General features: G+C 73.4%; 13 protein-coding genes. 12 read left to right on the top strand and 1 reads right to left on the bottom strand.

What is annotated here, in order from left to right:
• Nucleotides 1-57 precede the first annotated feature (57 nt).
• The 9 genes from leuS (at nucleotide 58) to ACFY2L_RS04510 (ending at nucleotide 12,090) form a co-directional block, all read left to right on the top strand.
• The gene (gene leuS, locus ACFY2L_RS04550; RefSeq protein WP_390821469.1) at nucleotides 58-2,928 is read left to right on the top strand and encodes a leucine--tRNA ligase; all 2,871 of its coding nucleotides are present in this window, start codon (nucleotides 58-60) and stop codon (nucleotides 2,926-2,928) included.
• Between the two features lie 136 nt (nucleotides 2,929-3,064).
• Nucleotides 3,065-3,745, top strand: coding sequence for a hypothetical protein (locus tag ACFY2L_RS04545; protein WP_390655342.1), 681 nt, complete (start codon nucleotides 3,065-3,067; stop codon nucleotides 3,743-3,745).
• 95 nt (nucleotides 3,746-3,840) lie between these two features.
• Complete coding sequence (locus ACFY2L_RS04540; protein ID WP_390821468.1) at nucleotides 3,841-4,686, top strand: DegV family protein; 846 nt, start codon at nucleotides 3,841-3,843, stop codon at nucleotides 4,684-4,686.
• Nucleotides 4,687-4,796: 110 nt separating this feature from the next.
• Complete coding sequence (locus ACFY2L_RS04535) at nucleotides 4,797-5,924, top strand: helix-hairpin-helix domain-containing protein (RefSeq protein ID WP_390821467.1); 1,128 nt, start codon at nucleotides 4,797-4,799, stop codon at nucleotides 5,922-5,924.
• Between the two features lie 428 nt (nucleotides 5,925-6,352).
• Complete coding sequence (locus ACFY2L_RS04530) at nucleotides 6,353-8,857, top strand: ComEC/Rec2 family competence protein (RefSeq protein WP_390821466.1); 2,505 nt, start codon at nucleotides 6,353-6,355, stop codon at nucleotides 8,855-8,857.
• Between the two features lie 4 nt (nucleotides 8,858-8,861).
• Nucleotides 8,862-9,740, top strand: coding sequence for an arylamine N-acetyltransferase (locus tag ACFY2L_RS04525; RefSeq protein ID WP_390821465.1), 879 nt, complete (start codon nucleotides 8,862-8,864; stop codon nucleotides 9,738-9,740).
• A gap of 105 nt (nucleotides 9,741-9,845) precedes the next feature.
• Nucleotides 9,846-10,091, top strand: a complete 246-nt coding sequence (locus ACFY2L_RS04520; RefSeq protein WP_390655347.1) for a hypothetical protein — start codon at nucleotides 9,846-9,848, stop codon at nucleotides 10,089-10,091.
• 536 nt (nucleotides 10,092-10,627) lie between these two features.
• Nucleotides 10,628-11,614 carry a DNA polymerase III subunit delta gene (gene holA / locus ACFY2L_RS04515; RefSeq protein ID WP_390821464.1) on the top strand — a complete coding sequence of 329 codons (987 nt, stop codon included), beginning with the start codon at nucleotides 10,628-10,630 and terminating at the stop codon, nucleotides 11,612-11,614.
• Between the two features lie 77 nt (nucleotides 11,615-11,691).
• Entirely contained in the window at nucleotides 11,692-12,090 is a 399-nt protein-coding gene (locus ACFY2L_RS04510; RefSeq protein ID WP_390655349.1) for a nuclear transport factor 2 family protein, read from the top strand.
• Between the two features lie 233 nt (nucleotides 12,091-12,323).
• Here the strand turns inward: ACFY2L_RS04510 and rpsT are convergent, their stop codons facing one another.
• Nucleotides 12,324-12,590: a 30S ribosomal protein S20 gene (gene rpsT / locus ACFY2L_RS04505; protein ID WP_360340939.1), complete on the bottom strand. Its 267-nt coding sequence runs from the start codon at nucleotides 12,588-12,590 to the stop codon at nucleotides 12,324-12,326.
• Between the two features lie 221 nt (nucleotides 12,591-12,811).
• Here rpsT and lepA point away from each other — a divergent pair, with 221 nt between their 5' ends.
• The 3 genes from lepA (at nucleotide 12,812) to ACFY2L_RS04490 (ending at nucleotide 23,276) form a co-directional block, all read left to right on the top strand.
• Nucleotides 12,812-14,680: a translation elongation factor 4 gene (gene lepA, locus ACFY2L_RS04500; RefSeq protein ID WP_390655350.1), complete on the top strand. Its 1,869-nt coding sequence runs from the start codon at nucleotides 12,812-12,814 to the stop codon at nucleotides 14,678-14,680.
• A gap of 255 nt (nucleotides 14,681-14,935) precedes the next feature.
• Nucleotides 14,936-16,813 (top strand): AMP-dependent synthetase/ligase, encoded by a 1,878-nt coding sequence (locus ACFY2L_RS04495; protein WP_390821463.1) that lies wholly within the window; start codon nucleotides 14,936-14,938, stop codon nucleotides 16,811-16,813.
• A gap of 109 nt (nucleotides 16,814-16,922) precedes the next feature.
• Nucleotides 16,923-23,276, top strand: a complete 6,354-nt coding sequence (locus ACFY2L_RS04490; protein ID WP_390821462.1) for an AAA domain-containing protein — start codon at nucleotides 16,923-16,925, stop codon at nucleotides 23,274-23,276.
• Nucleotides 23,277-23,349 lie beyond the last annotated feature (73 nt).

The raw sequence follows: 23,349 nt of genomic DNA, 5'->3' as shown, positions 1-23,349 counted from the left end.
TCGTTTCCAGGGAAGTCACAGCCGCTGGCAGAGACGATCGATGGAGCTTTGAGGATCATGAGCGAGACGAACCCCGCTGCCGCCGAGGTGGCCGCGCCGCACCGCTACACGGCGGCCATGGCCGCCGAGATCGAGGCACGCTGGCAGGACTTCTGGGACGCCGAGGGCACCTACGCCGCTCCCAACCCCGAGGGCGACCTGGCGGGTGATCCGGCCGTCGTCGCCCGTCCCAAGAAGTTCATCATGGACATGTTCCCGTACCCCTCCGGTGCGGGCCTGCACGTCGGCCACCCCCTGGGCTACATCGCGACCGACGTCTTCGCGCGCTTCCAGCGCATGACCGGCCACAACGTCCTGCACACCCTGGGCTTCGACGCCTTCGGCCTGCCCGCCGAGCAGTACGCCGTGCAGACCGGCACGCACCCGCGTGTCTCCACCGAGGCCAACATCGAGAACATGAAGGCCCAGCTGCGCCGGCTGGGCCTGGGCCACGACAAGCGCCGGTCCTTCGCCACGATCGACCCGGACTACTACAAGTGGACCCAGTGGATCTTCCTGCAGATCTTCGACTCCTGGTACGACGACGAGGCGAAGAAGGCCCGCCCGATCTCCGAGCTGATCGCACAGTTCGCGTCCGGTGAGCGTGCCGTACCCGGCCACACGCGCGCGTGGAGCGAACTGACCGCCGGCGAGCGCGCCGACGTCCTGGGCGAGTTCCGGCTGGCCTACGCCTCCGACGCGCCGGTCAACTGGTGCCCGGGCCTGGGCACCGTGCTGGCCAACGAGGAGGTCACCGCCGACGGCCGCTCCGAGCGCGGCAACTACCCGGTCTTCAAGGCCAAGCTGCGCCAGTGGAACATGCGCATCACGGCCTACGCCGACCGTCTGCTGGACGACCTGGAGGCGCTGGACTGGCCCGAGGCCATCAAGCTGCAGCAGCGCAACTGGATCGGCCGCTCCGAGGGCGCCCGCGTCGACTTCCCCGTCGACGGCGAGCACATCACGGTCTTCACCACCCGTCCGGACACCCTGTTCGGCGCGACCTACATGGTCCTGGCCCCCGAGCACCCGCTGGTCGACACGTTCGTCCCGGCGGCCTGGCCCGAGGGCACCCACAAGGTGTGGACCGGCGGGCACGCGAGCCCGGCCGAGGCCGTCGCCGCCTACCGCGCGCAGGCCGCCTCCAAGTCCGACGTCGAGCGGCAGGCCGAGGCCAAGGACAAGACCGGTGTCTTCACCGGCGTGTACGCCACCAACCCGGTCAACGGCGAGCGGATCCCGGTCTTCATCGCCGACTACGTCCTGATGGGCTACGGCACCGGCGCGATCATGGCCGTCCCGGCCGGCGACCAGCGCGACTTCGAGTTCGCTCGCGCCTTCGAGCTGCCGATCCACTGCGTCGTGGAGCCGACCGACGGCCGCGGCACCGACACCGCCACGTGGGAGAACGCCTTCGGGTCCTACGACGCGAAGATCATCAACTCCGCCAACGACGAGATCTCCCTGGACGGCCTGGGCGTCGCCGAAGCCAAGGCGCGCATCACCGAATGGCTGGAGAGCAGGGGCATCGGCGAGGGCACCGTCAACTTCCGGCTGCGCGACTGGCTGTTCAGCCGCCAGCGCTACTGGGGCGAGCCCTTCCCGATCGTCTACGACGAGGACGGCATCGCCCACCCGCTGCCCGAGTCGATGCTGCCGCTGGAGCTGCCCGAGGTCGAGGACTACTCGCCGCGCACCTTCGACCCGGACGACGCGAACACGTCCCCGGAGACGCCGCTGTCCCGCAACGAGGACTGGGTCGACGTCACCCTGGACCTGGGCGACGGCCCCAAGCGCTACCGCCGCGAGACCAACACCATGCCCAACTGGGCCGGTTCCTGCTGGTACGAACTGCGCTACCTGGACCCGCACAACAGCGAGCAGCTGGTCGACCCCGAGATCGAGCAGTACTGGATGGGCCCGCGCGAGGGCCGGCCGCACGGCGGCGTCGACCTGTACGTCGGCGGCGCCGAGCACGCCGTGCTGCACCTGCTGTACGCGCGCTTCTGGTCCAAGGTCCTGTACGACCTGGGCCACGTCTCCTCGGCGGAGCCGTTCCACAAGCTGTTCAACCAGGGCATGATCCAGGCCTACGTCTACCGCGACAGCCGTGGCATCGCGGTGCCGGCCGCCGAGGTGGAGGAGCGCGACGGCGCCTACTACTACCAGGGCGAGAAGGTCAGCCGCCTGCTGGGCAAGATGGGCAAGTCCCTGAAGAACGCGGTGACTCCGGACGAGATCTGCGCCGAGTACGGCGCCGACACCCTGCGCCTGTACGAGATGGCGATGGGCCCGCTGGACGTCTCCCGCCCCTGGGACACCCGGGCCGTGGTGGGCCAGTACCGTCTGCTGCAGCGGCTGTGGCGCAACATCGTCGACGAGACCACCGGTGAGGTGACCGTCGTCGATGCCGAGCCCGACGAGGACACCCTGCGGGCGCTGCACAAGGCGATCGACGGTGTGCGCCAGGACCTGGAGGGCCTGCGCTTCAACACCGCCATCGCCAAGATCACCGAGCTGAACAACCACCTGACCAAGGCGGGCGGGGCGCTGCCGCGCACGGTCGCCGAGGACCTGGTGCTGCTGGTCGCCCCGCTGGCCCCGCACATCGCCGAGGAGCTGTGGCACCGGCTGGGCCACACCGACTCGGTCGTCCACCAGGACCTGCCGGTCGCCGACCCGGCGTACGTCGTGGACGAGAGCGTGACCTGCGTCGTACAGATCAAGGGCAAGGTCAGGGCCCGCCTGGAGGTGTCCCCGGCCATCTCCGACGAGGAGCTGGAGAAGGTGGCCCTGGCCGACGAGAACGTCGTCAAGGCGCTGGACGGCGCGGGCATCCGCAAGGTGATCGTGCGGGCGCCGAAGCTGGTGAACATCGTTCCTGCGTGAGGTCGGGCAGGGCGTGAGACGGGTCGAGGCCGTCCCCTAGGGGGCGGGTGCGGGCAGGTTCGGGGTTCTTCTGGAACTCCGGACCTGCCCGTGTCGTTTACGGTTTGTAGAGGAACGCGGACCGTAGGAGGAGCTCGTGGAAGCAGTGATCGCAGTCGTTGCCCTGCTGTTCGTGCTCCTCGTCGCGCTGGGCGCCTTCGCGACGGTGAAGGCCGTCGGCGCCGCCAAGCGCGGCGTGGACCGCACCATCGGCCAGGCCCGGCGCACGGTCGAGGACCACACCCTGCGGGCCAAGTCCTTCGCCCAGCCCGGACCGGCCGGCGAGATCGCCCAGCTGCGGCTCAGGCTGCGCACCACGATGCGGGCCACCCAGGACGCCCTGCAGGCGGGCGTGGCGGAGGACGAGTCCCTCAGAGAGTCCCTCGGCCTCTTCCAGCGGCTCAGCGCGCACGGCCATGAACTGGACGGCGAGCTCAAGCGCCTGGAGTCCGAGCCCGACCGGGCGAAACTCGCCGAGCGGCTGCCGTCGCTGCGCGAGCGCACCGAGCGCGTCACGGACTCGGCCGACTCGCTGCGCTGGGCGGCCCGGGACCGCGCCCGCCGCTTCGCCGAGGACGACCTGGACACCCTCAGCGCCCAGATCGACCTCGAGGCCGGCGCCCTGCGGCACTGGACCACCCCGGACTCGGAGCCGACGGCGCAGCCGCCCGGTCCGAGCGCCGCGCAGGAGCCGGCCCGGCCCGCCATCACCCCGCCCGGTCCGCGCCCCACCTACTCCTGGCAGAAGAAGCCCCGCCCCGAAACGACCGGCACGTGACCGCCGCGTGCTGCGCCCCCTGATTCGGTCATGGGCCGCCCAGGCGAGAGGGCCCGGGCTGCCGTCCACGCGCTACGCCAGGTAACCTCCAGCTCATGTCCCGCCATGTCGCGATCGTCACGGATTCAACGGCCTACCTGCCGCAGCGGACGATGGAGCGCCACGGCATCACCGCGGTGCCTCTGACCGTCGTCCTCGGCGGCGAGGCCCTGGAAGAGGGCACCGAGATCTCGACCCGCTCCCTCGCCCAGGCACTGCAGAAGCGACGCCCCGTCACCACCTCGCGCCCCAGCCCGCGACTCTTCGCCGAGACCTACCGCAAGATCGCCGAGTCCGGCGCCACCGAGATCGTCTCGCTGCACCTGTCCGCCGAGTTGTCCGGCACCTATGACGCGGCGGTCCTCGCGGCGCGGGAGGCGCCGGTGCCGGTGCGGGTGGTGGACACCGGCATGATCGCCATGGCGCTCGGCTTCTGCGCGCTCTCCGCCGCCGAGGCCGCGGAGACGGGCGGCACGGTGGACGACGCGGTCTCGGCCGCGGAGAAACGCGCCGACGCCACCTCCGCCTTCTTCTACGTCGACACCCTCGAGTATCTGCGCCGCGGGGGCCGGATCGGCGCCGCCCAGGCCCTGTTGGGCTCCGCGCTGGCGGTGAAGCCGCTGCTCCAGCTGGACGGAGGCCGCATCGACCTCCTGGAGAAGGTACGGACGGCGTCCAGGGCCATCGCCCGGCTGGAGGAGCTGGTGGCCGACCGTGCGGGCAGCGCGCCGGTCGACATCGCCGTCCACCATCTCGCCGCTCACGAGCGGGCGTCCGCGCTGGCGGACCGGCTGCGGGCGCGGGTGCCCGGGATGGCGGATCTGCATGTGAGCGAGGTCGGCGCGGTGATCGGGGCACATACGGGGCCCGGGCTGCTGGGAGTTGTGGTCTCACCGAGGTGAGGACCGCTGCCTTCACTCGTGCGGGTGGCGGAGTTGTCCACAACTGGGGCGTGATCCACGGAAATTGAGCAAGATCATCGCGCTGCCGTGACCTGTCCCATCCTCGGGGCATGGCACTTCGATCACGCTCACGCACCACGAACGCGACCAGCGGCCCCGGGCGGGCCCCCGGTTCCGACGACCGCGTCCGCCACCGCCGCCCACCCGGCCGCGACCGCGCCGGCCACCAGCACGCCTCGGCGGAGCAGCTGCGCCGGCGCGCGGAGACGCTGTTCGCCGCGCGTGGCGGGGACCGGGGCGGAGAGGGCGCCCAGGACGCGGACACGGTCCGTGCCGATGCGCGGGAGGCGCCGGTGGCGCTGAGCCCGCCGGATGCCGCGCACGCCCGTCGAGTGACGAGTTTCTTCGACGCGCTCGATGCGGTCGACGCGCTCGATGCGGTCGACGCGGTCGACGCGGCCGACCCAGGCGATGCGGAGGCGGGTTCGGTCGCCTCCGGCGGGAGCCCCGCGGGCGGCGGCCGGGGCGCGGGTGGCCGGCGGTGGGAGCGGGTCGGACCGGCTCTGTGGGAGCGGATGCCGGTGTGGGTGCAGACCCGCTGCGGAATGGAACGCAGGAGCGTGCTCGCGCTGACGGTGGTGCTGGTCGTCGCCGCGGGCCTGGCCGTACAGCACTTCTGGACCGGCCGGACCCAGCCCGTGCGGGCACCGGAGGTGGTGCGGGCGGCGGCTCCCTTCGCGGCGGGAGCCGAGAAGGGGACGGCGGAGCCCGCCGGGCCGACCGGTGCGCCGGGAGCCGTGGGCAGGGCCGGGGCAGAGATCGTGGTGGACGTCAGCGGCAAGGTCCGCAAGCCGGGCATCCATCGTCTTCCGGCCGGTTCCCGGGTCGTCGACGCCCTGAGCGCGGCCGGCGGGGTCCGGCCGGGGACGAACACGGACGGTCTCAACCGCGCGCGGTTCCTCGTGGACGGCGAACAGGTCGTCGTCGGCGGACCGGCGCCACCGCCGGCCGCGGGAGCGGCGGGGCCTGCGGGGGCCGGGCCCTCGGCTCCCGTCTCCCTCAACACGGCCACTGTGGACCAGCTCGACACCCTGCCGGGCGTCGGGCCCGTGCTGGCGCAGCACATCGTCGACTACCGCACACGGCACGGCGGTTTCCGCTCGGTGGACGAACTGCGCAACGTCAACGGCATCGGCGAGCGACGCTACGCCGACCTGCGGAATCTCGTACGGCCATGAGGGCCGACGGCAACACGCCGACCACTCGGCCCGGGGGGCCGCCCGCTCCGTCCGGGGACCTGACCACGCCGCCCGGGGACGCGACCACGCCGCCTGGGGACCCGACGACGCCGCCCGGGGATCTGACCACTCCGCCCAGGACCCCGCGACCCGGCCCCGGCTCCGGCCCGCGTCCCGGCTCTGCCATGCGTCCCCGCACGGGCCCTGCCTCTGGCCCCGGTTCCGGGCCCGGGCCTGCCGCCCGTACCGGTCCTGCCACGCGTCCCGTCCCTGCCGCTGACCCTGGCCCCGCTCCCGACCCTGAGGGTCCCGCCCTTGCCGCATGTTCTGCCCCTGCCGCACGTCCCGGTCCTGCCACGCGTCCCGTCCCTGCCGCCGGCCCGGGTTCCGGGCCCGGGCCCGGAACCGGCTCAAGGCACCGGTCTGCGGTGCATGTCGCTTCCGGGAAGCGGCTGGGTGATGCGCACCCGCGGCAGGAAGGGCCGGTGGACCTGCGGCTGGTTCCGCCCGCGCTCGGGGCGTGGGGTGCGGCCGCGCTGGCGCTGGATGCGGCGCCGGGGCCGGTGGTGGTGCTCGTGCTGCTCTGTCTGGTCGCGGCGGTCGTTCTGCCGGCCGTGTGGCGCGGGCGGCCGGCGCGGGGCCCGGGCAGCCGGCCGCCGGTCACCGTGGCCGCCTCGCTGCTCTGTGTCGCCGCGGCCGCGGCGTCGGCCGGGCTGCACGGGGCCGATCTGCGGCGCGGGCCGGTACCGGTGCTGGCGCGGCAGTACGCGACCGTGACCGCGGAGGTCGAGCTCACCTCCGATCCACGGCTCACCCGGCCCCGGGTCAGAGGGGACCATGTGACGCCGGACGCCGTGCTGATCGACGCGGAGGTGCACAGGGTCGAGGGGCCGGGAGGACGGGCGGTCGCGACGCGGACGCCGGTGCTGATGCTCGTGGACGTCCGTAGGGGTGCCGCCGTGCGGCGGGCGGCCGGACGGGAGGCGGCCGAGCCGTCGCCCTGGCTGGGGCTGCTGCCGTCCACCCGGGTGCGGGTGACCGGGCGGCTGGCTCCGGCGCTGACGGGCGGGGACCGGATCGCGGCGGTGCTGCGGGTGCGGGGCGGTGGGCACGCGGTGCCGGCCGTCGTAAAGGAGCCGTCGGCGGCCCAGCGGCAGGCCGGCCGGCTCCGGGCGGGCCTGCGGGAGGCCACCGACGGCCTTCCGGCGGACGCCCGGGCGCTGCTGCCGGGGCTGGTCGTCGGGGACACCGCGCGGATCACCCCCGAACTGGACGAGGCCTTCAAGGAGACGGACCTCGCCCATACGCTCGCCGTCTCCGGCAGCAACCTCACGATCGTCCTCGCCCTGCTCCTCGGACCGCCCGGGCTGGCCCAGCGGGCCGAGCGCCGTGGCCTGGCGCCCCGCCTGGGCATCCCCCTGCGGGCGACCGCCCTGCTCGGCGGCGCGCTCACGCTCGCCTTCGTCGTGGTGTGCCGGCCCGACCCGAGCGTGCTGCGGGCCGCGGCCTGCGGAGCGGTGGTGCTGCTCGCCCTCGCGACCGGCCGCCGCAGATCGCTCGTCCCCGCGCTGGCGGCGGCGGTGCTGCTGCTGGTGCTGTACGACCCGTGGCTGTCCCGGAGTTACGGATTTCTGCTGTCGGTGCTGGCCACCGGCGCCCTGCTGACGCTGGCGCCGCGCTGGAGCGCCGCGTTGCGCGGCCGCCGGGTGCCGCCTCGGCTGGCGGAGGCGCTGGCGGCGGCGGGAGCGGCGCAGGCCGTGTGCGCGCCGGTCGTGGCGGTGCTGTCGTCGCGGGTGAGTCTGGTGGCCGTGCCGTGCAACCTCCTGGTGGAGTTCGCGGTGGCACCCGCGACCGTCCTGGGCTTCGCGGCACTGGCGACCGCGCCCCTGGCGATGCCGGTGGCCAAGGCGCTGGCCTGGTGCGCGGGTTGGCCGGCCGGATGGATCGCGCAGGTCGCGCGGGCCGGGGCGGCGCTGCCCGGCGGGGGAGTGGACTGGCCGGGCAGCTGGGCCGGGGCGCTGCTGCTCGCCCTGGTGACGGCGGCGGTGCTGCTGCTCGGACGAGGACTGCCGGGGCGGCCGTGGCTGTGCGCGCTCTGCGGGGTGCTGTTCCTGCTCGCCGTGGTGCAGCCCCGCCCGCTCACCCGGGTGCTCACGGGCTGGCCGCCACCGGGCTGGCGGCTGGCGATGTGTGACGTCGGGCAGGGCGACGCGACGGTTCTCGCGGCGGGCGAGGGCACCGGCGTGGTGGTGGACGCGGGACCGGACCCGGAACCGGTCGACCGGTGTCTGCGCACGCTCGGCATCACCAGGGTGCCGCTCGTGGTGCTCACCCACTTCCACGCCGATCATGTCGCCGGACTGCCGGGCGTGCTGCGGGGGCGGGAGGTGGGCGCGATCGAGACGACGGGGTTCGAGGAGCCCCTGGACCAGGTGGAGTTCGTACGCGGGCAGGCGCGGGCGCACCGTGTTCCGGTGCTGCGGGCCGCGGCGGGGGAGCGGCGGCGGGTCGGGACGCTCGACTGGGAGGTGCTGTGGCCGCCCCCGGGCCCGGCGCCGGAGCCGGACGGCCCGAACGACGCGAGCGTGACGCTGCTCGTGCGGTCGGCCGGGCTGCGGATGCTGCTGCTCGGGGACCTCGAACCCCCGGCCCAGCAGGCGCTGCTGCGCTCACCGGCGGCCGCGTCGGTGAGCCGGGTGGACGTCCTCAAGGTGGCCCATCACGGCTCGGCCTACCAGGATCCGGACCTCCTGCGCGTGGTGGCGCCCCGGCTGGCGTTGATCTCCTGCGGGGCGGACAACCCGTACGGACATCCCGCCCCCGGCACGGTCGCGGCGCTCCGGGCGGGCGGCGCGGTGGTCCTGCGAACCGACCGTGACGGGGCACTCGCGGTCACCGGTACGGGCGGGGCCCTGCGGGTGACGCGAGACTGAGGGCATGAATGCCACACGGAATGCTGACTCCCGGTCCGTCGTCCGTCCGTTCGGTGGGGGCGGGATCGACGGCAGGCGGCTCGCCGCCTATCTCGGTCACCTCGGGATCGAGCCCGCGGACCGGCCCACCGCCGCCACGGCGGGCGTCCTGCGCGAGCTGCACCTGAGACATCTGCGGACCGTGCCCTTCGAGAACCTCTCGGTCCATCTCGGCGAGGAGATCGTGCTGGAGGAGGAGCGGCTGGTCGACAAGCTGGTCGAGGGACGGCGGGGAGGGTTCTGTTACGAACTGAACGGCGCGTTCGGGGCGCTGCTCGCCGCCCTCGGGTTCGAGGTGACGCTGCTGGCGGCGCGGGTGTTCGGAGAGGAGGGGCGGCTCGGGATCCCGTACGACCACATGGCGTTGCGGGTGGGCACGGTGGACGACGGGGTGTGGCTGGCCGATGTGGGGTTCGGGGCGCACAGCCACTGGCCGCTCCGGTGGGAGGACCGGGGCGAGCAGCGGGATCCGGGCGGCGTCTTCCGGATCGTCGACGCCGGTACGGACACGGGCGACCTGGACGTCGTGCGCGACGGCGTGCCGGAGTACCGGCTGGAGGCGCGGCCGAGGGAGTTGAGGGACTTCGTGGCCGGCGCCTGGTGGCACAGCACCTCGCCGACGTCGCACTTCACACGGTCGCTGGTCTGCTCGCGGGTGACGGAGGACGGCGGGAGGATCACGCTCAGCGGGCGCCGGCTGAAGGTGACGGCGTCTGAAGGGGGCAGCGAGGAGAGGGAGTTGGCGACGGACGAGGAGGTGCTGGAGGTGTACCGGGAGCGGTTCGGGATCGAGGTGGCGCGGGTGCCGGAGGTGAGAGCGGGGGACGCCGGGCGGAGGGAGTGATCCCGGTCGGCGGTCGGTGAGGTGCGGGTGGTCGACGCCGCCTCCGCCGGTGTCGGTCTCCGAGGGGGTGATCCGGGGGCCGCCGGGGTGCCGGAAAATGGTCCCGTGAGTGATGTGAGACATGTGCTGGTGCTGCCCGACCGTGATGCCGCGGAGGAGGTGGCGCAGGCGCTCGCGGAGCGGTTCGGGGTCGCCGAGGAGCCGCGGATCGTCCGGGACGCGCTGGCCGGGGAGGACGACGCGGAGGACGCCCAGTGGCTGGTGGTGCTGCGGGACGAGGAGGCGCGGCTCGACGCGGGGGCGCTGGACGAGTTCGTGGCGGCGTGGGAGGGCTGGCGTGAGGAACCGTAGACCGTAGCCGAGCCGGTACGGGGTCCCGGCGGAGCGGGGCAGCCCTCCGCCGACCCACGCCCCACGCCGGCCACACCCTCCGGGCCGGCCACACCCTCCGGGCCCGGCCACGCGCCCACGCTGGCCACGCGCGCTTCGGGGGGCCACCCCGCCCGGCCCGATCACGCGCCCCCGGGCCGGCCATGTCCCGGGCCCACCACGCCCGCCGGGGCCGACCACGCGCGCCCCATGCCGGCCACGAAGGCCTGGGGCGGCCACGCGACCCGGGCCGGCCACGCGCGCCTCGGGAGGCCACGCCTGCCCGGGCCGATCACGCGCCCCCGGGCCGACCACGCCCCCAAGGGCCCCCACGCCCCCGGGGGCCGATCACACGTGGCCCATGCCGGCCACGCACGCCTGCGGTGGCCACGCCCGCCCGGGCCGATCACGCGCCCCCGGGCCGATCAAGTCCGCCCAGGCCGCTCCCCGCGCCCCCAGGCCGCCCCCGTACCCCGGCCCGGGCATGGTTGTCGGTGGGGCGTGCCATGCTTGGCGCGATGGCCAGGAAGACTGCGAATGACGACCCTCTCGCCCCGGTGACCCTTGCCGTGGGCCAGGAGGACCTCCTGCTCGACCGTGCCGTGCAGGAGGTGGTGGCCGCCGCCCGGGCCGCCGACGCCGACACGGACGTACGTGACCTGACTCCGGACCAGTTGCAGCCCGGCACGCTCGCCGAGCTGACCAGCCCGTCGCTCTTCGCGGAGCGCAAGGTCGTGGTCGTACGCAACGCGCAGGACCTGTCGGCCGACACCGTGAAGGACGTGAAGGCCTACCTCACGGCGCCCGCCGAGGAGATCACCCTCGTGCTGCTGCACGCGGGGCAGGCCAAGGGCAAGGGGCTGCTGGACGCCGCGCGCAAGGCGGGGGCGCGCGAGGTGGCCTGTCCGAAGATGACCAAGCCGGCGGACCGGCTGGCCTTCGTGCGGCAGGAGTTCCGGGCCACCGGGCGCTCCGCGACGCCCGAGGCGTGCCAGGCGCTCGTCGACTCCATCGGCAGCGATCTGCGGGAGCTGGCGTCCGCCGTGAGCCAGTTGGTCGCGGACGTCGAGGGCACCATCGACGAGGCCGTCGTGGGGCGGTACTACACCGGGCGGGCCGAGGCCTCGAGCTTCACCGTCGCCGACCGGGCCGTGGAGGGGCGGGCCGCCGAGGCCCTGGAGGCGCTGCGGTGGTCGCTGGCCACCGGCGTCGCGCCCGTGATGATCACCAGTGCGCTCGCGCAGGGCGTCCGGGCGATCGGCAAGCTGTCCTCCGCGCGCGGCGGCCGCCCCGCCGATCTCGCGCGGGAGCTGGGCATGCCCCCGTGGAAGATCGACCGGGTGCGGCAGCAGATGCGGGGATGGACCCCGGACGGGGTGGCCGTGGCGCTGCGGGCCGTGGCCGAGGCGGACGCCGGTGTGAAGGGCGGCGGGGACGATCCCGAGTACGCCCTGGAGAAGGCCGTGGTCGCCATCGCGCGGGCCGCCCGCTCCAGAGGACGGTAGGCACTCCCCGGAGGACAATCGTGCGTATCAGCCGTCCATCGCCGGACCAGGACCGGACCAGGAAGGTGGCGATCGCCGTGGCTGAACACCCGCACGCCAGCATCGTCCGCGAGGGCTACGAGGCCTTCCAGCGCGGAGACATGGACACCCTGCGCGGCATGATGACCGGTGACTGCACGCACCACGTACCCGGCTCCCACCCGCTCGCGGGGGACTACAAGGGGATCGACAACATCATCGACGGGTACTACAGCCGGCTCTACTCCGAGACGGGCGGTTCGTTCCGCGTCGAGCTGCGCAACATCTTCGTCGATGGCCGTGGACACGCCATGACCGTGCACCACGTCACCGCCGACCGGGGCAGCAAGCACATCGACGAGATGGGAGGCATCGTCTTCCGGATCGTCGGGGACAAGATCACCGACCTTGACGAGTGCGTCGCGGACCTCGACACCGCCGCCGACTTCTGGACGTGAGCCCCCGCGGCCCCACCGGCGTGCCGGGCACGGCACGGCCCCGGCACGGCCCCGGCACGCCGAAGGCCCCGGCTCCCGCCCTGGGGAAGGGCGAGGTGCCGGGGCCTTCGACTCACGCTGCTGGAGCCGCGCCCGCGTGGCGAACGCAGGCCGCGCGCGGCTCCGGGGTGCCGGCCGGGAGCGGATGAGAGAGGGCCCGCTCTGGGTCCTGCCGGCGATCAGACCAGAAGGGTTCAGCCCTTGAGGGACGCGACCTTGGAAGCAAGCGCCGACTTCTTGTTGGCGGCCTGGTTCTTGTGGATGACGCCCTTCGAGACGGCCTTGTCGAGCTGACGCGCGGCAGCGCGCTGGAGCTCGGTGGCCTTCTCGACGTCACCCGCGGCAGCGGCCTCACGGGCCTTGCGGATCGCGGTCTTCAGGGAGGACTTGACGGCCTTGTTGCGCAGCCGGGCCTTCTCGTTGGTCTTGATCCGCTTGATCTGGGACTTGATGTTCGCCACGAATGAGCCTTTTCAGGTTCAGGCACGGGGCCGCACGGGACCCGCACCAGGTGATTTTCTGAGGTGCGCCTCGCGCTGAGAGGGCATGAGGCACAGCCACCCAGGTTACCAGCGGGCCGGAGAATGGCCCAAACCGGTCCCCGGTCCCCGCGCGTGGGACCATGGAGCCTACGTATCGATCCGACCCGAGGCATAAGGCGCCTCAAGAGACAGGACCCTGCGTGCCCGCGACCCCTAACCATGTGCCCGAGCCGAGCCGTACCGACCCGGCTCTGATCCGCAATTTCTGCATCATCGCGCACATCGACCACGGCAAGTCCACACTCGCCGACCGGATGCTCCAGCTGACCGGTGTGGTCGAGCAGCGGCAGATGCGTGCTCAGTACCTCGACCGGATGGACATCGAGCGCGAGCGCGGCATCACGATCAAGTCCCAGGCGGTGCGTCTGCCGTGGGCTCCCACTCAGGACCCCGGCAACACGCACATCCTCAACATGATCGACACCCCGGGGCACGTCGACTTCACCTACGAGGTCTCGCGGTCGCTCGCGGCCTGTGAGGGGACCATCCTCCTCGTCGACGCCGCCCAGGGCATCGAGGCCCAGACCCTCGCCAACCTCTACCTGGCGATGGAGAACGACCTCACGATCATCCCCGTACTGAACAAGATCGACCTGCCGGCCGCGCAGCCCGAGAAGTTCGCGGAGGAGCTCGCCAACCTCGTCGGCTGCGACCCCGACGACGTGCTGCGGGTGTCCGCGAAGACCGGTGTCGGCGTCGACGCGCTGCTCGACAAGGTCGTGCGGGAGATCCCGGCGCCGGTCGGCGTCAAGGACGCGCCCGCCCGCGCGATGATCTTCGACTCGGTGTACGACTCCTACCGGGGCGTGGTCACCTACGTCCGGGTCATCGACGGTCAGCTCAACAAGCGTGAGCGGATCAGGATGATGTCCACCGGCGCCACCCACGAGCTGCTGGAGATCGGCACCAACTCGCCCGAGATGCTGTCCGCCGACGGCCTCGGCGTCGGCGAGGTGGGCTATCTGATCACCGGTGTGAAGGACGTCCGCCAGTCCAAGGTCGGTGACACCGTCACCAGCCAGGCGAAGGGCGCCACGGAGGCCCTCGGCGGCTACAAGGACCCGAAGCCGATGGTCTTCTCCGGTCTGTATCCGCTGGACGGCTCCGACTACCCCGAGCTGCGTGAGGCCCTGGACAAGCTCCAGCTCAACGACGCCGCGCTGGTCTACGAGCCGGAGACCTCCGCCGCCCTCGGCTTCGGCTTCCGCGTCGGCTTCCTCGGCCTGCTGCACCTGGACGTGATCCGCGAGCGGCTGGAGCGCGAGTTCGGGCTCGACCTGATCGCCACCGCGCCGAACGTGGTCTACCGCGTGGTCATGGAGGACCGGACCGAGCACGTCGTCACCAACCCGAGCGAGTTCCCCGAGGGGAAGATCAGCGAGGTGTACGAGCCGGTCGTGCGGGCCACGATCCTGGCGCCGACCGAGTTCATCGGCTCGATCATGGAGCTGTGCCAGACCCGGCGCGGCACCCTGCTCGGCATGGACTACCTCTCCGAGGACCGGGTGGAGATCCGCTACACCCTGCCGCTCGCGGAGATCGTCTTCGACTTCTTCGACCAGCTGAAGTCGAAGACGCGCGGTTACGCGTCGCTGGACTACGAGCCCACCGGCGAGCAGACCTCCAGCCTGGTCAAGGTCGACATCCTGCTGCACGGCGACAAGGTGGACGCCTTCTCGGCGATCACCCACAAGGACGCCGCCTATGCGTATGGTGTGCGGCTCGTCGCCAAGCTGCGCGAGCTGATCCCGCGGCAGGCCTTCGAGGTGCCGATCCAGGCCGCCATCGGCTCCCGGGTCATCGCCCGCGAGACCATCCGCGCCATCCGCAAGGACGTCCTCGCCAAGTGCTACGGCGGTGACATCTCCCGTAAGCGGAAGCTGCTGGAGAAGCAGAAGGAAGGCAAGAAGAGGATGAAGATGGTGGGTTCCGTGGAGGTTCCGCAGGAGGCCTTCATCGCCGTCCTCAGCAGCGACGAAGGCGGAGGCTCCGCCAAGGGCAAGAAGTAGCCACGGTGGAGGCCGGTTTCCGGGGCCCGTCACGCGACCGCGTGGCGGGCCCCGTGCCGCTTCTCGGGTGAATCTGGCCTCTCCTCTGCGGAAATCCACGGTCCGGAGCCCCTTACGCACCGACCGGTCGCCCTTTACTCTGTCCCTGCCCGATAGTTACTCGCGAGTTAAACAAGAGTCGCGTTCACCCAACAGCTGCGTCAGACAACAGCCGCATTTGAGCCAGCCGCGCCGTCGCGGGCCCCGGAGGATGTCGTGAGCGACACACAGACCCTGATCGAGAACCGTCCGCCGTCCGTCGCGGGCCTCTTCCTGGAGCGCGTGGCGGCCACGCCCGACGCCGAGGCGTACCGCTACCCGGTGCCTGCCGCGTCCGGCGAGGGCCCCGACGACTGGAAGTCACTGAGCTGGGCCCAGGCCGCCGAGCGGGTGTACACGATCGCGGCCGGCCTCATCGAGCTGGGTGTGCAGCCGGAGCAGCGCGTGGCGCTCGCCTCCTCCACCCGGATCGAGTGGATCCTCGCCGACCTGGCCATCATGTGCGCCGGCGCCGCGACGACCACCATCTACCCGCAGACCAACGCGGAGGAGTCGGCGTTCATCCTCTCCGACTCCGACAGCCGGGTGCTGATCGCCGAGAACGCGGCCCAGCTCGCCAAGGCGGTCGAGAAGCGGGCCGAGCTGCCCGACCTCACCCATGTGGTCGTGATCGACCCGGCCGGCGTGGAGAGCGGCGAGGACTGGATCCTCACCCTCGACGAGCTGGAGAAGCGCGGCGCGGCCCGGCTGGAGAAGGAACCCCAGCTGATCAAGGAGCGGGTCGGCGCGATCACCAAGGAGCAGCTCGCCACCCTCATCTACACCTCCGGCACCACCGGCCGCCCCAAGGGTGTGCGCCTCCCGCACGACAACTGGTCGTACATGGCGAAGGCGATCGCCGCGACCGGCCTGATCAGCGGCGAGGACGTGCAGTACCTCTGGCTGCCCCTCGCGCACGTCTTCGGCAAGGTGCTCACCTCCGGCCAGATCGAGGTCGGACACGTCACCGCCGTCGACGGCCGCGTGGACAAGATCATCGAGAACCTGCCGGTCGTCCGGCCGACGTACATGGCGGCCGTGCCGCGCATCTTCGAGAAGGTCTACAACGGCATCGCCAACAAGGCCCGGGCGGGCGGCCCGGCCAAGTACAAGATCTTCCGGTGGGCCGCCGAGGTCGCCCGCGAGTACGCCAAGGTCAGCCAGGACAACTTCCGCCGCACCGGCACGCCATCCGTCCCCTTCGGCCTCGGCGCCAAGCACAAGGCCGCCGACGCGCTCGTCTACGCCAAGATCCGTGAGGCGTTCGGCGGGCGGCTGCGCGCCTGTATCTCCGGCTCCGTCGCCCTCGCCCCGGAGATCGGCTTCTTCTTCTCCGGCGCCGGCATCCACATCCTGGAGGGCTACGGCCTCACGGAGTCCTCCGCGGCCTCCTTCGTGAACCCCGGCGAGGCCTACCGCACCGGCACGGTCGGCAAGCCGCTGCCCGGCACCGAGGTGCGCATCGCCGAGGACGGCGAGATCCTGCTGCGCGGCCCCGGCATCATGGAGGGCTACCACGGGCTGCCGGACAAGACCGCCGAGGTCCTCGAGGCCGACGGCTGGTTCCACACCGGCGACATCGGCGAGCTCTCGCCCGACGGCTATCTGCGCATCACCGACCGCAAGAAGGACCTCTTCAAGACCTCCGGCGGCAAGTACATCGCGCCCACCGAGGTCGAGGGACAGTTCAAGTCCGTGTGCCCGTACGTCTCCAACATCCTCGTGCACGGCGCCGACCGGAACTTCTGCACCGCGCTGATCGCGCTGGACGAGGTGTCCATCCTGGACTGGGCCAAGGAGAACGGCCTGGAGGGCAAGTCGTACGCCGAGGTCGTCGCCGCGCCCGCGACGGTCGCCCTCGTCGAGGAGTACGTCCAGCAGGTCAACCAGGGGCTGCAGAAGTGGCAGACCATCAAGAAGTTCCGGCTGCTGCCCCGTGACCTCGACGTCGAGCACGGCGAGATCACGCCGAGCCTGAAGCTCAAGCGGCCGGTGGTGGAGCGGGAGTACAAGCACCTCATCGAGGAGATGTACGCCGGCACCCGCGAGGCGTGACCCAACACGAAGGCCCCGGAAGGCAGTCGGACCTTCCGGGGCCGCCGTATGTCCGCATCTCCCCGGTGAAATGGGCCTATGGGCCGCGATGTCAGACGTGCCGCATAGGATGCGCACACCGTCTGCACATTTCCTTCTCCACTGGTTCAGCGAGGTGCTCGTGCCCCTGTCCGCCGCGACGCCCGACGAAGTCGTCCGCCATGTCTTCCGCTACCTGGCGGAGGTCGGCGAGAGCCGCACCAGGCCGGTACGGACGCACGACGACGCCAGGCATCAGGTGTGGTTCGCCGACCTCCCCGAGCAGTTCGCGTCCTTCCTCACCGAAGTCGTGCCCGCGGACGCCCCGCTGTGGCTGCGGGCGCCCCGCCCCCTCCGGCAGGACCCGCCCGCCCCGCCCCTGCCCCTGGCCCACTGGCTCGACGGCCGGGAGGTCCACGACTCCGACCGGGACACCGCCCCCGCACCGCGGACGCACGCGGAGATCCCCGCCGACGAGGTCTCGGCGGGCGGCACCCTGAGCAGCGGTCGGACGACCGTCGCCCTCGAGGACTTCCCCCAGCGGGACGTGGTGCGCGACCAGCACCGCGCCTGGGCGCCCGCCTGGGAGGGCTGGGCCCGGCGCGACCGCGCCGCCAAGCCGGTCGTGCGCGCCTACGACCGCCTCTACCGGCTCTGCGTGGACGCCTCCGAACTGGGCGAGAGCTTCGAACTGGTCGTGGGCTTCGGCTACCTGACCTGGTCGGCACAGGGCGAGCCGATCCGCCGCCATCTCGTCACCTGCCGGGCCGTCATCTCGATCGATCCGGACACGGGCGCCATCACCGTGGGCCCCGACCCGGAACAGGGCAGCCCGGTCCTCGAGGAGTCCATGCTCGACGCCGGGCAGAAGGCCCGCGCCGACATCCGTGCCCTCGTACGCCAGGAACTGGACGCCGCCGGCGACACCACGGACCCGATGCTCTTCGACCAGCTCCACCGTGCGCTGACCACCTGGACCATCGCGGCCCACGAGGCCGGGCGCTACGACCCCTCGCCCGCCCGGCACCGCGCGTCCGGCGACCCCGCCGTCCCGCTCGTCGGCTTCGCACCGGTGCTGCTCCTGCGGGAGCGCACCCGGCGCAGCATGCTGGAGGCGCTGCGCGGCGTCGCCGTCAGCATCGAACAGGGCGCCGAGCCCACCGCCCTGCTGCGGGCCATCGCCGGAGCCGGCGGCGACCGCCCCCTGGGCGAGCCCGCCACCGCCGGGGGCCGCGGGGAGCCGCCGGAGCTGTACTTCGCGCTGCCCTCCAACGACGAGCAGCGCACCATCGCCGAGCGGCTGCGCGACCGGGACCTCGTCGTGGTCCAGGGACCCCCGGGCACCGGCAAGACCCACACCATCGCCAACCTGGTCACCGACCTGCTGGCGCACGGCAACCGGGTGCTGATCACCAGTCACACGGCCCGCGCCCTGAAAGTGCTCAGGGACAAACTCCCCGCCAGTGTGCGGGAGCTGTGCGTCAGCCGCACCGACGACGGGGCCGGCCAGCAGGAGCTGGAGCAGTCGGTCAAGGCGCTCCTCGACCGGCAGGGGGACTTCGACCCGCGCGTCTACCGTCGCCGTATCGAGGAGCACGAGGAGCGGCTGCGCTCCGCCCGGTCCGCGCAGGCCCGCGCGCTCAAGACCCTGCGCGCCCTGCGGGAGCAGGAGACCTTCCGCCACCCCGTCGAGATCGGGGACTACGAGGGGACCCTGGCCCGTATCGCCGAGCGCCTGGCGGAGGAACGCCCGCGGTTCGCCTGGATCGGGCCGGTGCCCGGCGCCGCGCCCACCCTCGACGCGGCAGCCCTGACCGGCCTGCGGCGCGCCGCCCTCGCCTTCACCGACCGGCACCGCGCTCTCGCGGCCGCCGTCACCGCCGCGCTCCCCGAGCCGGGGCAGCTGCCCTCGGGCCCCGACTTCGCCGACGCGGTCCGCACCATCCGGGCCGCCGAGGCCGACCTCGCGGCGCTCAGGCAGGACGGCTCCGTCTCCCGCCTCGACGACGCGGTGTCCGCGCTCACCGCCGCCGGGCAGGAGCGGCTGGCCGCCGTACTCGACCGCTTCACGGCCGGCGACGCGGCCGCCGCCGCGCTCCCCGCCGACTGGGCCGCCGAGCTGCGCCGGGACGTCCTCGCCGGACAGGACGTGGGCGCACGCAGCCGGCACGAGCGCACCACGGCCGCCCTGACCGCCATCGACGAGGCGGCCCGCGCCCTGGGCTCCACGCTGGTCAGCGGCCTGGAGGCGTACGACGTACCGACCGCGCTCGGGCTCGCCACCACCCTGCGCGACGGCCTCGCGGCCGGCGAGAAGCTGCGCGGCACCTTCGGGATGAAGACCAGGCTGCGCAAGGCGGTCGGCGAGTTCCCGGAGACGGTACGGGTCGACGGCCGCGCCGTGGAGACCGAGGCCGCCGCTGCCGTCGTCCTGCACCGGATCACCCTGGAGCGGCACCTCCAGGACATCGAGCGGGAGTGGGGCGACGGCGCCGACGCCTGGCAGCCCGGCACCCGCCGTGTCGCCCGGCTCCACCAGGACGCCGCCTCCCTGGCCACGCTGACGGCCCTCGCGGGGCTGCGCGCGGAGGTGGTGCGGGCGGCGGCCGACGCGCCCGGCCTCGCCGGCGTCGACTGGGGCGACACCACGGCCGTCGGCACGCTCCGCAGTGTGCTGCGGGCCAGGGCGGCGCGCCGGGCCGCCGATCCCGCCCGGGCCCTGATCGACGCGGCGCTGGTCGTGCTGCGGGCCGCGGCGCACCGGCGGGGTGCGCCGGCCGCCGTCGACCGGGCCCGAGCCGCGGCCGAGACCCACGACCCGGCCGCGTACTCCGCCGCCGTGGGCGACCTCGACGACCTGCGGGAGGCGCTCGCCCGCAAGGCGGAGTGCGACGACGCCTACCGCCGGGTGGCGGCCGAACTCCCCGAGGTCGCCGACACACTGGAGTCGGCCCCGGAGGACCCCGCGTGGGACACCCGCCTGGCGGACTTCGAGGCCGCGTGGGCCTGGTCGGCATGGCACGCGCGGATGACGGAACTGACGGACCCGGAGGCCGAGAACCGGCAGCTGCGTCTGCTCACCGAGGCCGATGCCGAGATCCGCATCAGCCTGGAACGGCTGGCGGCCGACCGGGCCTGGTACAACTGCCTGTCCCGCCTCACCGACGACCAGGCCGTCGCCCTCACCTCCTACCAGCAGAACGTCCGCAGGCTCGGCAAGGGCACCGGAAAGTACGCGGCCACCTACCGCCGGCAGGCCCGTGAGAGCCTGCAGGCCAGCCAGGAGGCGGTGCCGGCCTGGATCATGCCCTTGCACCAGGTCACCGAGACCGTGCCGATGGACCGGGCCGGACGCTTCGACGTCGTGATCATCGACGAGGCGAGCCAGTCCGGCCCCGAGGCGCTGCTGCTCGCCTGGCTCGGCGCGAAGGTGATCGTCGTCGGCGACGACCAGCAGGTCAGCCCCGCCCAGGTGGGCGTCGACCACGACGAGCAGTTCGCCCTGCAGCGGCGGCTCCTCGGCGAACTGCCCGCCGCCCGGCGCAACCTCTTCACGCCGACCGCGAGCCTCTTCGACATCGCGTCCGGTCTCGCCGGCGGCCGCGGCAGGCTGATGCTCCAGGAGCACTTCCGCTGCATGCCGGAGATCATCGGCTTCTCCAACGAACTCTGCTACGGCGGCCGGCTCCAGCCCCTGCGGCAGTACGGCGCCGACCGGCTGCCCCCGCTGCGGTCGGTGCACGTGGCCGACGGCCATGTCGAGGGCAGCGGCCAGAAGCAGATCAACCGGCCCGAGGCGGAGCGGCTGGTGGAGCAGGTCGCCCGGTGCATCGCGGACCCCGCCTACGCGGGGCGCACCATGGGCGTGATCACCCTGCTCGGTGCCGGACAGAAGTTCCTCATCGAGGACCTGCTGGCCGACCGCGTCCCGCTCGACGAGCGGCAGCGGCGGCGGCTGCGGGTGGGGAACGCTGAGGAGTTCCAGGGCGACGAGCGGGACATCGTGTTCATCGGCCTCGTCACCTCCCTCACCGGGCCGGACGGGCCGCGCCGCATCGGCTCCTACAACAGCGCGCTGTACCGCCAGCACATCAACGTGGCCGCGTCCCGGGCCCGTGACCAGGTGTGGCTGTTCCACAGCGTGGCGCTGACGGAGCTCGGCGAGACCGATCTGCGGCGCGCCTACCTGGACTGGTTCTCGCGTCCCGCCGAGGAGCAGGACGGCATCGGGCTGGGCGACGTCCGGCCGGACGTTCCGCACGAGGCCTTCGACAGCCTCTTCGAACAGCGGGTCTATCTGGCGCTGCGGGCCCGCGGCTACCGGGTGCGGCCGCAGTACCGGGCGGGCCGCTACCGCATCGACCTCGTCGTCGAGGGCGGGACGCGGCGCCTGGCCGTCGAGTGCGACGGCGACGCGTTCCACACCGAGGAGAACGCGGACGCGGACGCCGCCCGCCAGCGCGAGCTGGAGCGGGTGGGCTGGACGTTCGTCCGGATCCGGGGCAGCCGGTTCTTCCTCGACCCCGAGCGGGCGCTGGAGCCCCTGTGGGCGCAGCTGGAGCGGCTCGGCATCGAAACGGCGGCCCAGCTGTCACGGGACCGCGCCGCGAGCGAGACCGAAGCCCCCGGCGACCGGCCCCGCCCCGCCCTCCCGACGGCCCCGGACCCCGCTCCGTACGACGGCCCCCACGGCCCCGTGGACCCATGGCGGGGCGCCGCCGCGGATCCCGCTCCGTACGACGGCCACCGCGCCCACGCGGGCGGGCGTCACGAGGCTGCTCCGGAGCCCGCCGGCCCGTCCACCGACCCGCGCAGGCCTGCGAGTCGGCCGGGCGCGGCGGCTGCGGAGGCGGGTCGGTACGGGGGCTCGCGTGGTGCTGTGGACGCGCGGCGTGGGGTGGTGCCCGGGGCTGCTTCGTCTGCCGACCCGCGCGGCTCTGCGGGTGGGCCGGGCGGGGCCGCTGCGGAGGCGGGTCGGTACGGGGGCTCGCGTGGTGCTGTGGATGCGCGGCGTGGGGTGGTGTCGGGGGCTGGTTCGTCTGCCGACCCGCGCGGCTCTGCGGGTGGGCCGGGCGCGGCGGCTGCGGAGGCGGGTCGGTACGGGGGCTCGCGTGGTGCTGTGGATCCGCGGCGTGGGGTGGTGTCCGGGGCTGCTTCGTCTGCCGACCCGCGCGGCTCTGCGGGTGGGCCGGGCGGGGCTGCCGCCGAGGCCGGTTCGTACGACGGTCCGGACCGGCCGCGCGGGGCGGAGGCTGCTCCGGGCGACGGCGTCCGCGCTCGTGCGGGGCAGCCGCCGGCGGGCGGGACCGACGTCCGTCCCGGCGCTCGCCGCGCGGGGAGTCCGGCGGGGCACCCCACGGGGTCCGGCAGGGCCCGTGGATCCGGCGCTGAGGGCGCCGTCGGCACTACCGGCGCCGGCACCACCGGCGTCCCCGCCGGCCCCGGCCCGGTTTCCTCCGGGGGCCAGGGCACGCCTGCTGCGGCGGCGGCCGGTGACGGGAAGCCGGAGCTGGAGTCCGTGGCGCGGCTGCACCGTGACGAGGTCAATGCGGCGCAGCACGCGTTCAGCATGGGCCGGAGCGTGAAGAGCACCGCGCGGTTCCTCGCCGGAGTGGGGGTGCCCGGCTTCCCGGGCGCCGACGCCGTGGAGGTGCTGCGCGCCGGACGGGCGGTCGTACGGGTCGCCCACGCCGAGATACAGGCCCTGATCCGGGCCGTGATCGCCCATGCCGACGTGCCCGTGCTGGGCCCCGCCGGACAGACGGGTCTGGCCCGCTACCACGCGCCCGGTTCCGCGGGCGGGACCGACGGGCGTACGACCGAGCTGCTGCGGGTCCGCCCGGCGGCACCCCGTCCGGCGGCCGGGACCCTGCCCGCCGTACCGCGGCAGCCGGCGCGTGCCGCCGAGCCGGCTCCCGTGCCACCTCCTCGGGCGGCCGCCGAGCCCGTTCCCGTGCCACCGCCCCGGGCGGCCGCCGGGCCCTCCGGCCCGGACCGGGTGGACCGGCTCAGCCCCGCCGCGCACCGCCGGGTGCACCGGGAACTGCAGCGCGTCCAGGACGCCCTGGACCAGCCCGCGCCCGAGATCGTGGCCGTCGACTCGTCCTCGCGGCAGGCACAGCTGGCGGACCACGACCGGCGGCGGGCGGCCCTGCGCCAGCGGCGGAGTTTCCTGCGGGACCTGCTGGACCGGGTCACGCCCGACTCCGCGTTCGCGGGCGGCTCGACGGTCGTGCCCGGCTGCCTGGTCGGCGTGGAGTACCCGGACGAGCCCGGCGTCACCACGTACGAGATCGCGATGCTCGCGGGCGACGAGGCGGAACGGCTGAGCCCGGACTCCGCGCTGGGCCGGGCGCTGATGGGGCGGGAGGTCGGCGACGAGGTGAGCTGGCTGACCGAGCGCGGTGCCGTCATGCGGGTCGTCGTGCGGTACGTGGAGGACTGAGCGGCGGGGCCGGGGCCCTGCGGGTGTTCCGTGCGTCCGGCATAGTCCGGACGCTCGGAATCCGTTCCCAAAC

It is taken from the genome of Streptomyces sp. NPDC001381, from assembly GCF_042895685.1.
Taxonomy (GTDB): domain Bacteria; phylum Actinomycetota; class Actinomycetes; order Streptomycetales; family Streptomycetaceae; genus Streptomyces.
The sequence above is the reverse complement of the archived record's forward strand: the minus strand, read 5'-3'. Positions and strand labels throughout refer to the sequence as shown.

Excerpts from the sequence above, each read along its gene's own strand:
- leuS (WP_390821469.1), top strand. The coding sequence starts at position 58 with ATGAGCGAGACGAACCCCGCTGCCGCCGAGGTGGCCGCGCCGCACCGC.
- ACFY2L_RS04540 (WP_390821468.1), top strand. The coding sequence starts at position 3,841 with ATGTCCCGCCATGTCGCGATCGTCACGGATTCAACGGCCTACCTGCCG.
- ACFY2L_RS04535 (WP_390821467.1), top strand. The coding sequence starts at position 4,797 with ATGGCACTTCGATCACGCTCACGCACCACGAACGCGACCAGCGGCCCC.
- ACFY2L_RS04525 (WP_390821465.1), top strand. The coding sequence starts at position 8,862 with ATGAATGCCACACGGAATGCTGACTCCCGGTCCGTCGTCCGTCCGTTC.
- holA (WP_390821464.1), top strand. The coding sequence starts at position 10,628 with ATGGCCAGGAAGACTGCGAATGACGACCCTCTCGCCCCGGTGACCCTT.
- ACFY2L_RS04490 (WP_390821462.1), top strand. The coding sequence starts at position 16,923 with ATGCGCACACCGTCTGCACATTTCCTTCTCCACTGGTTCAGCGAGGTG.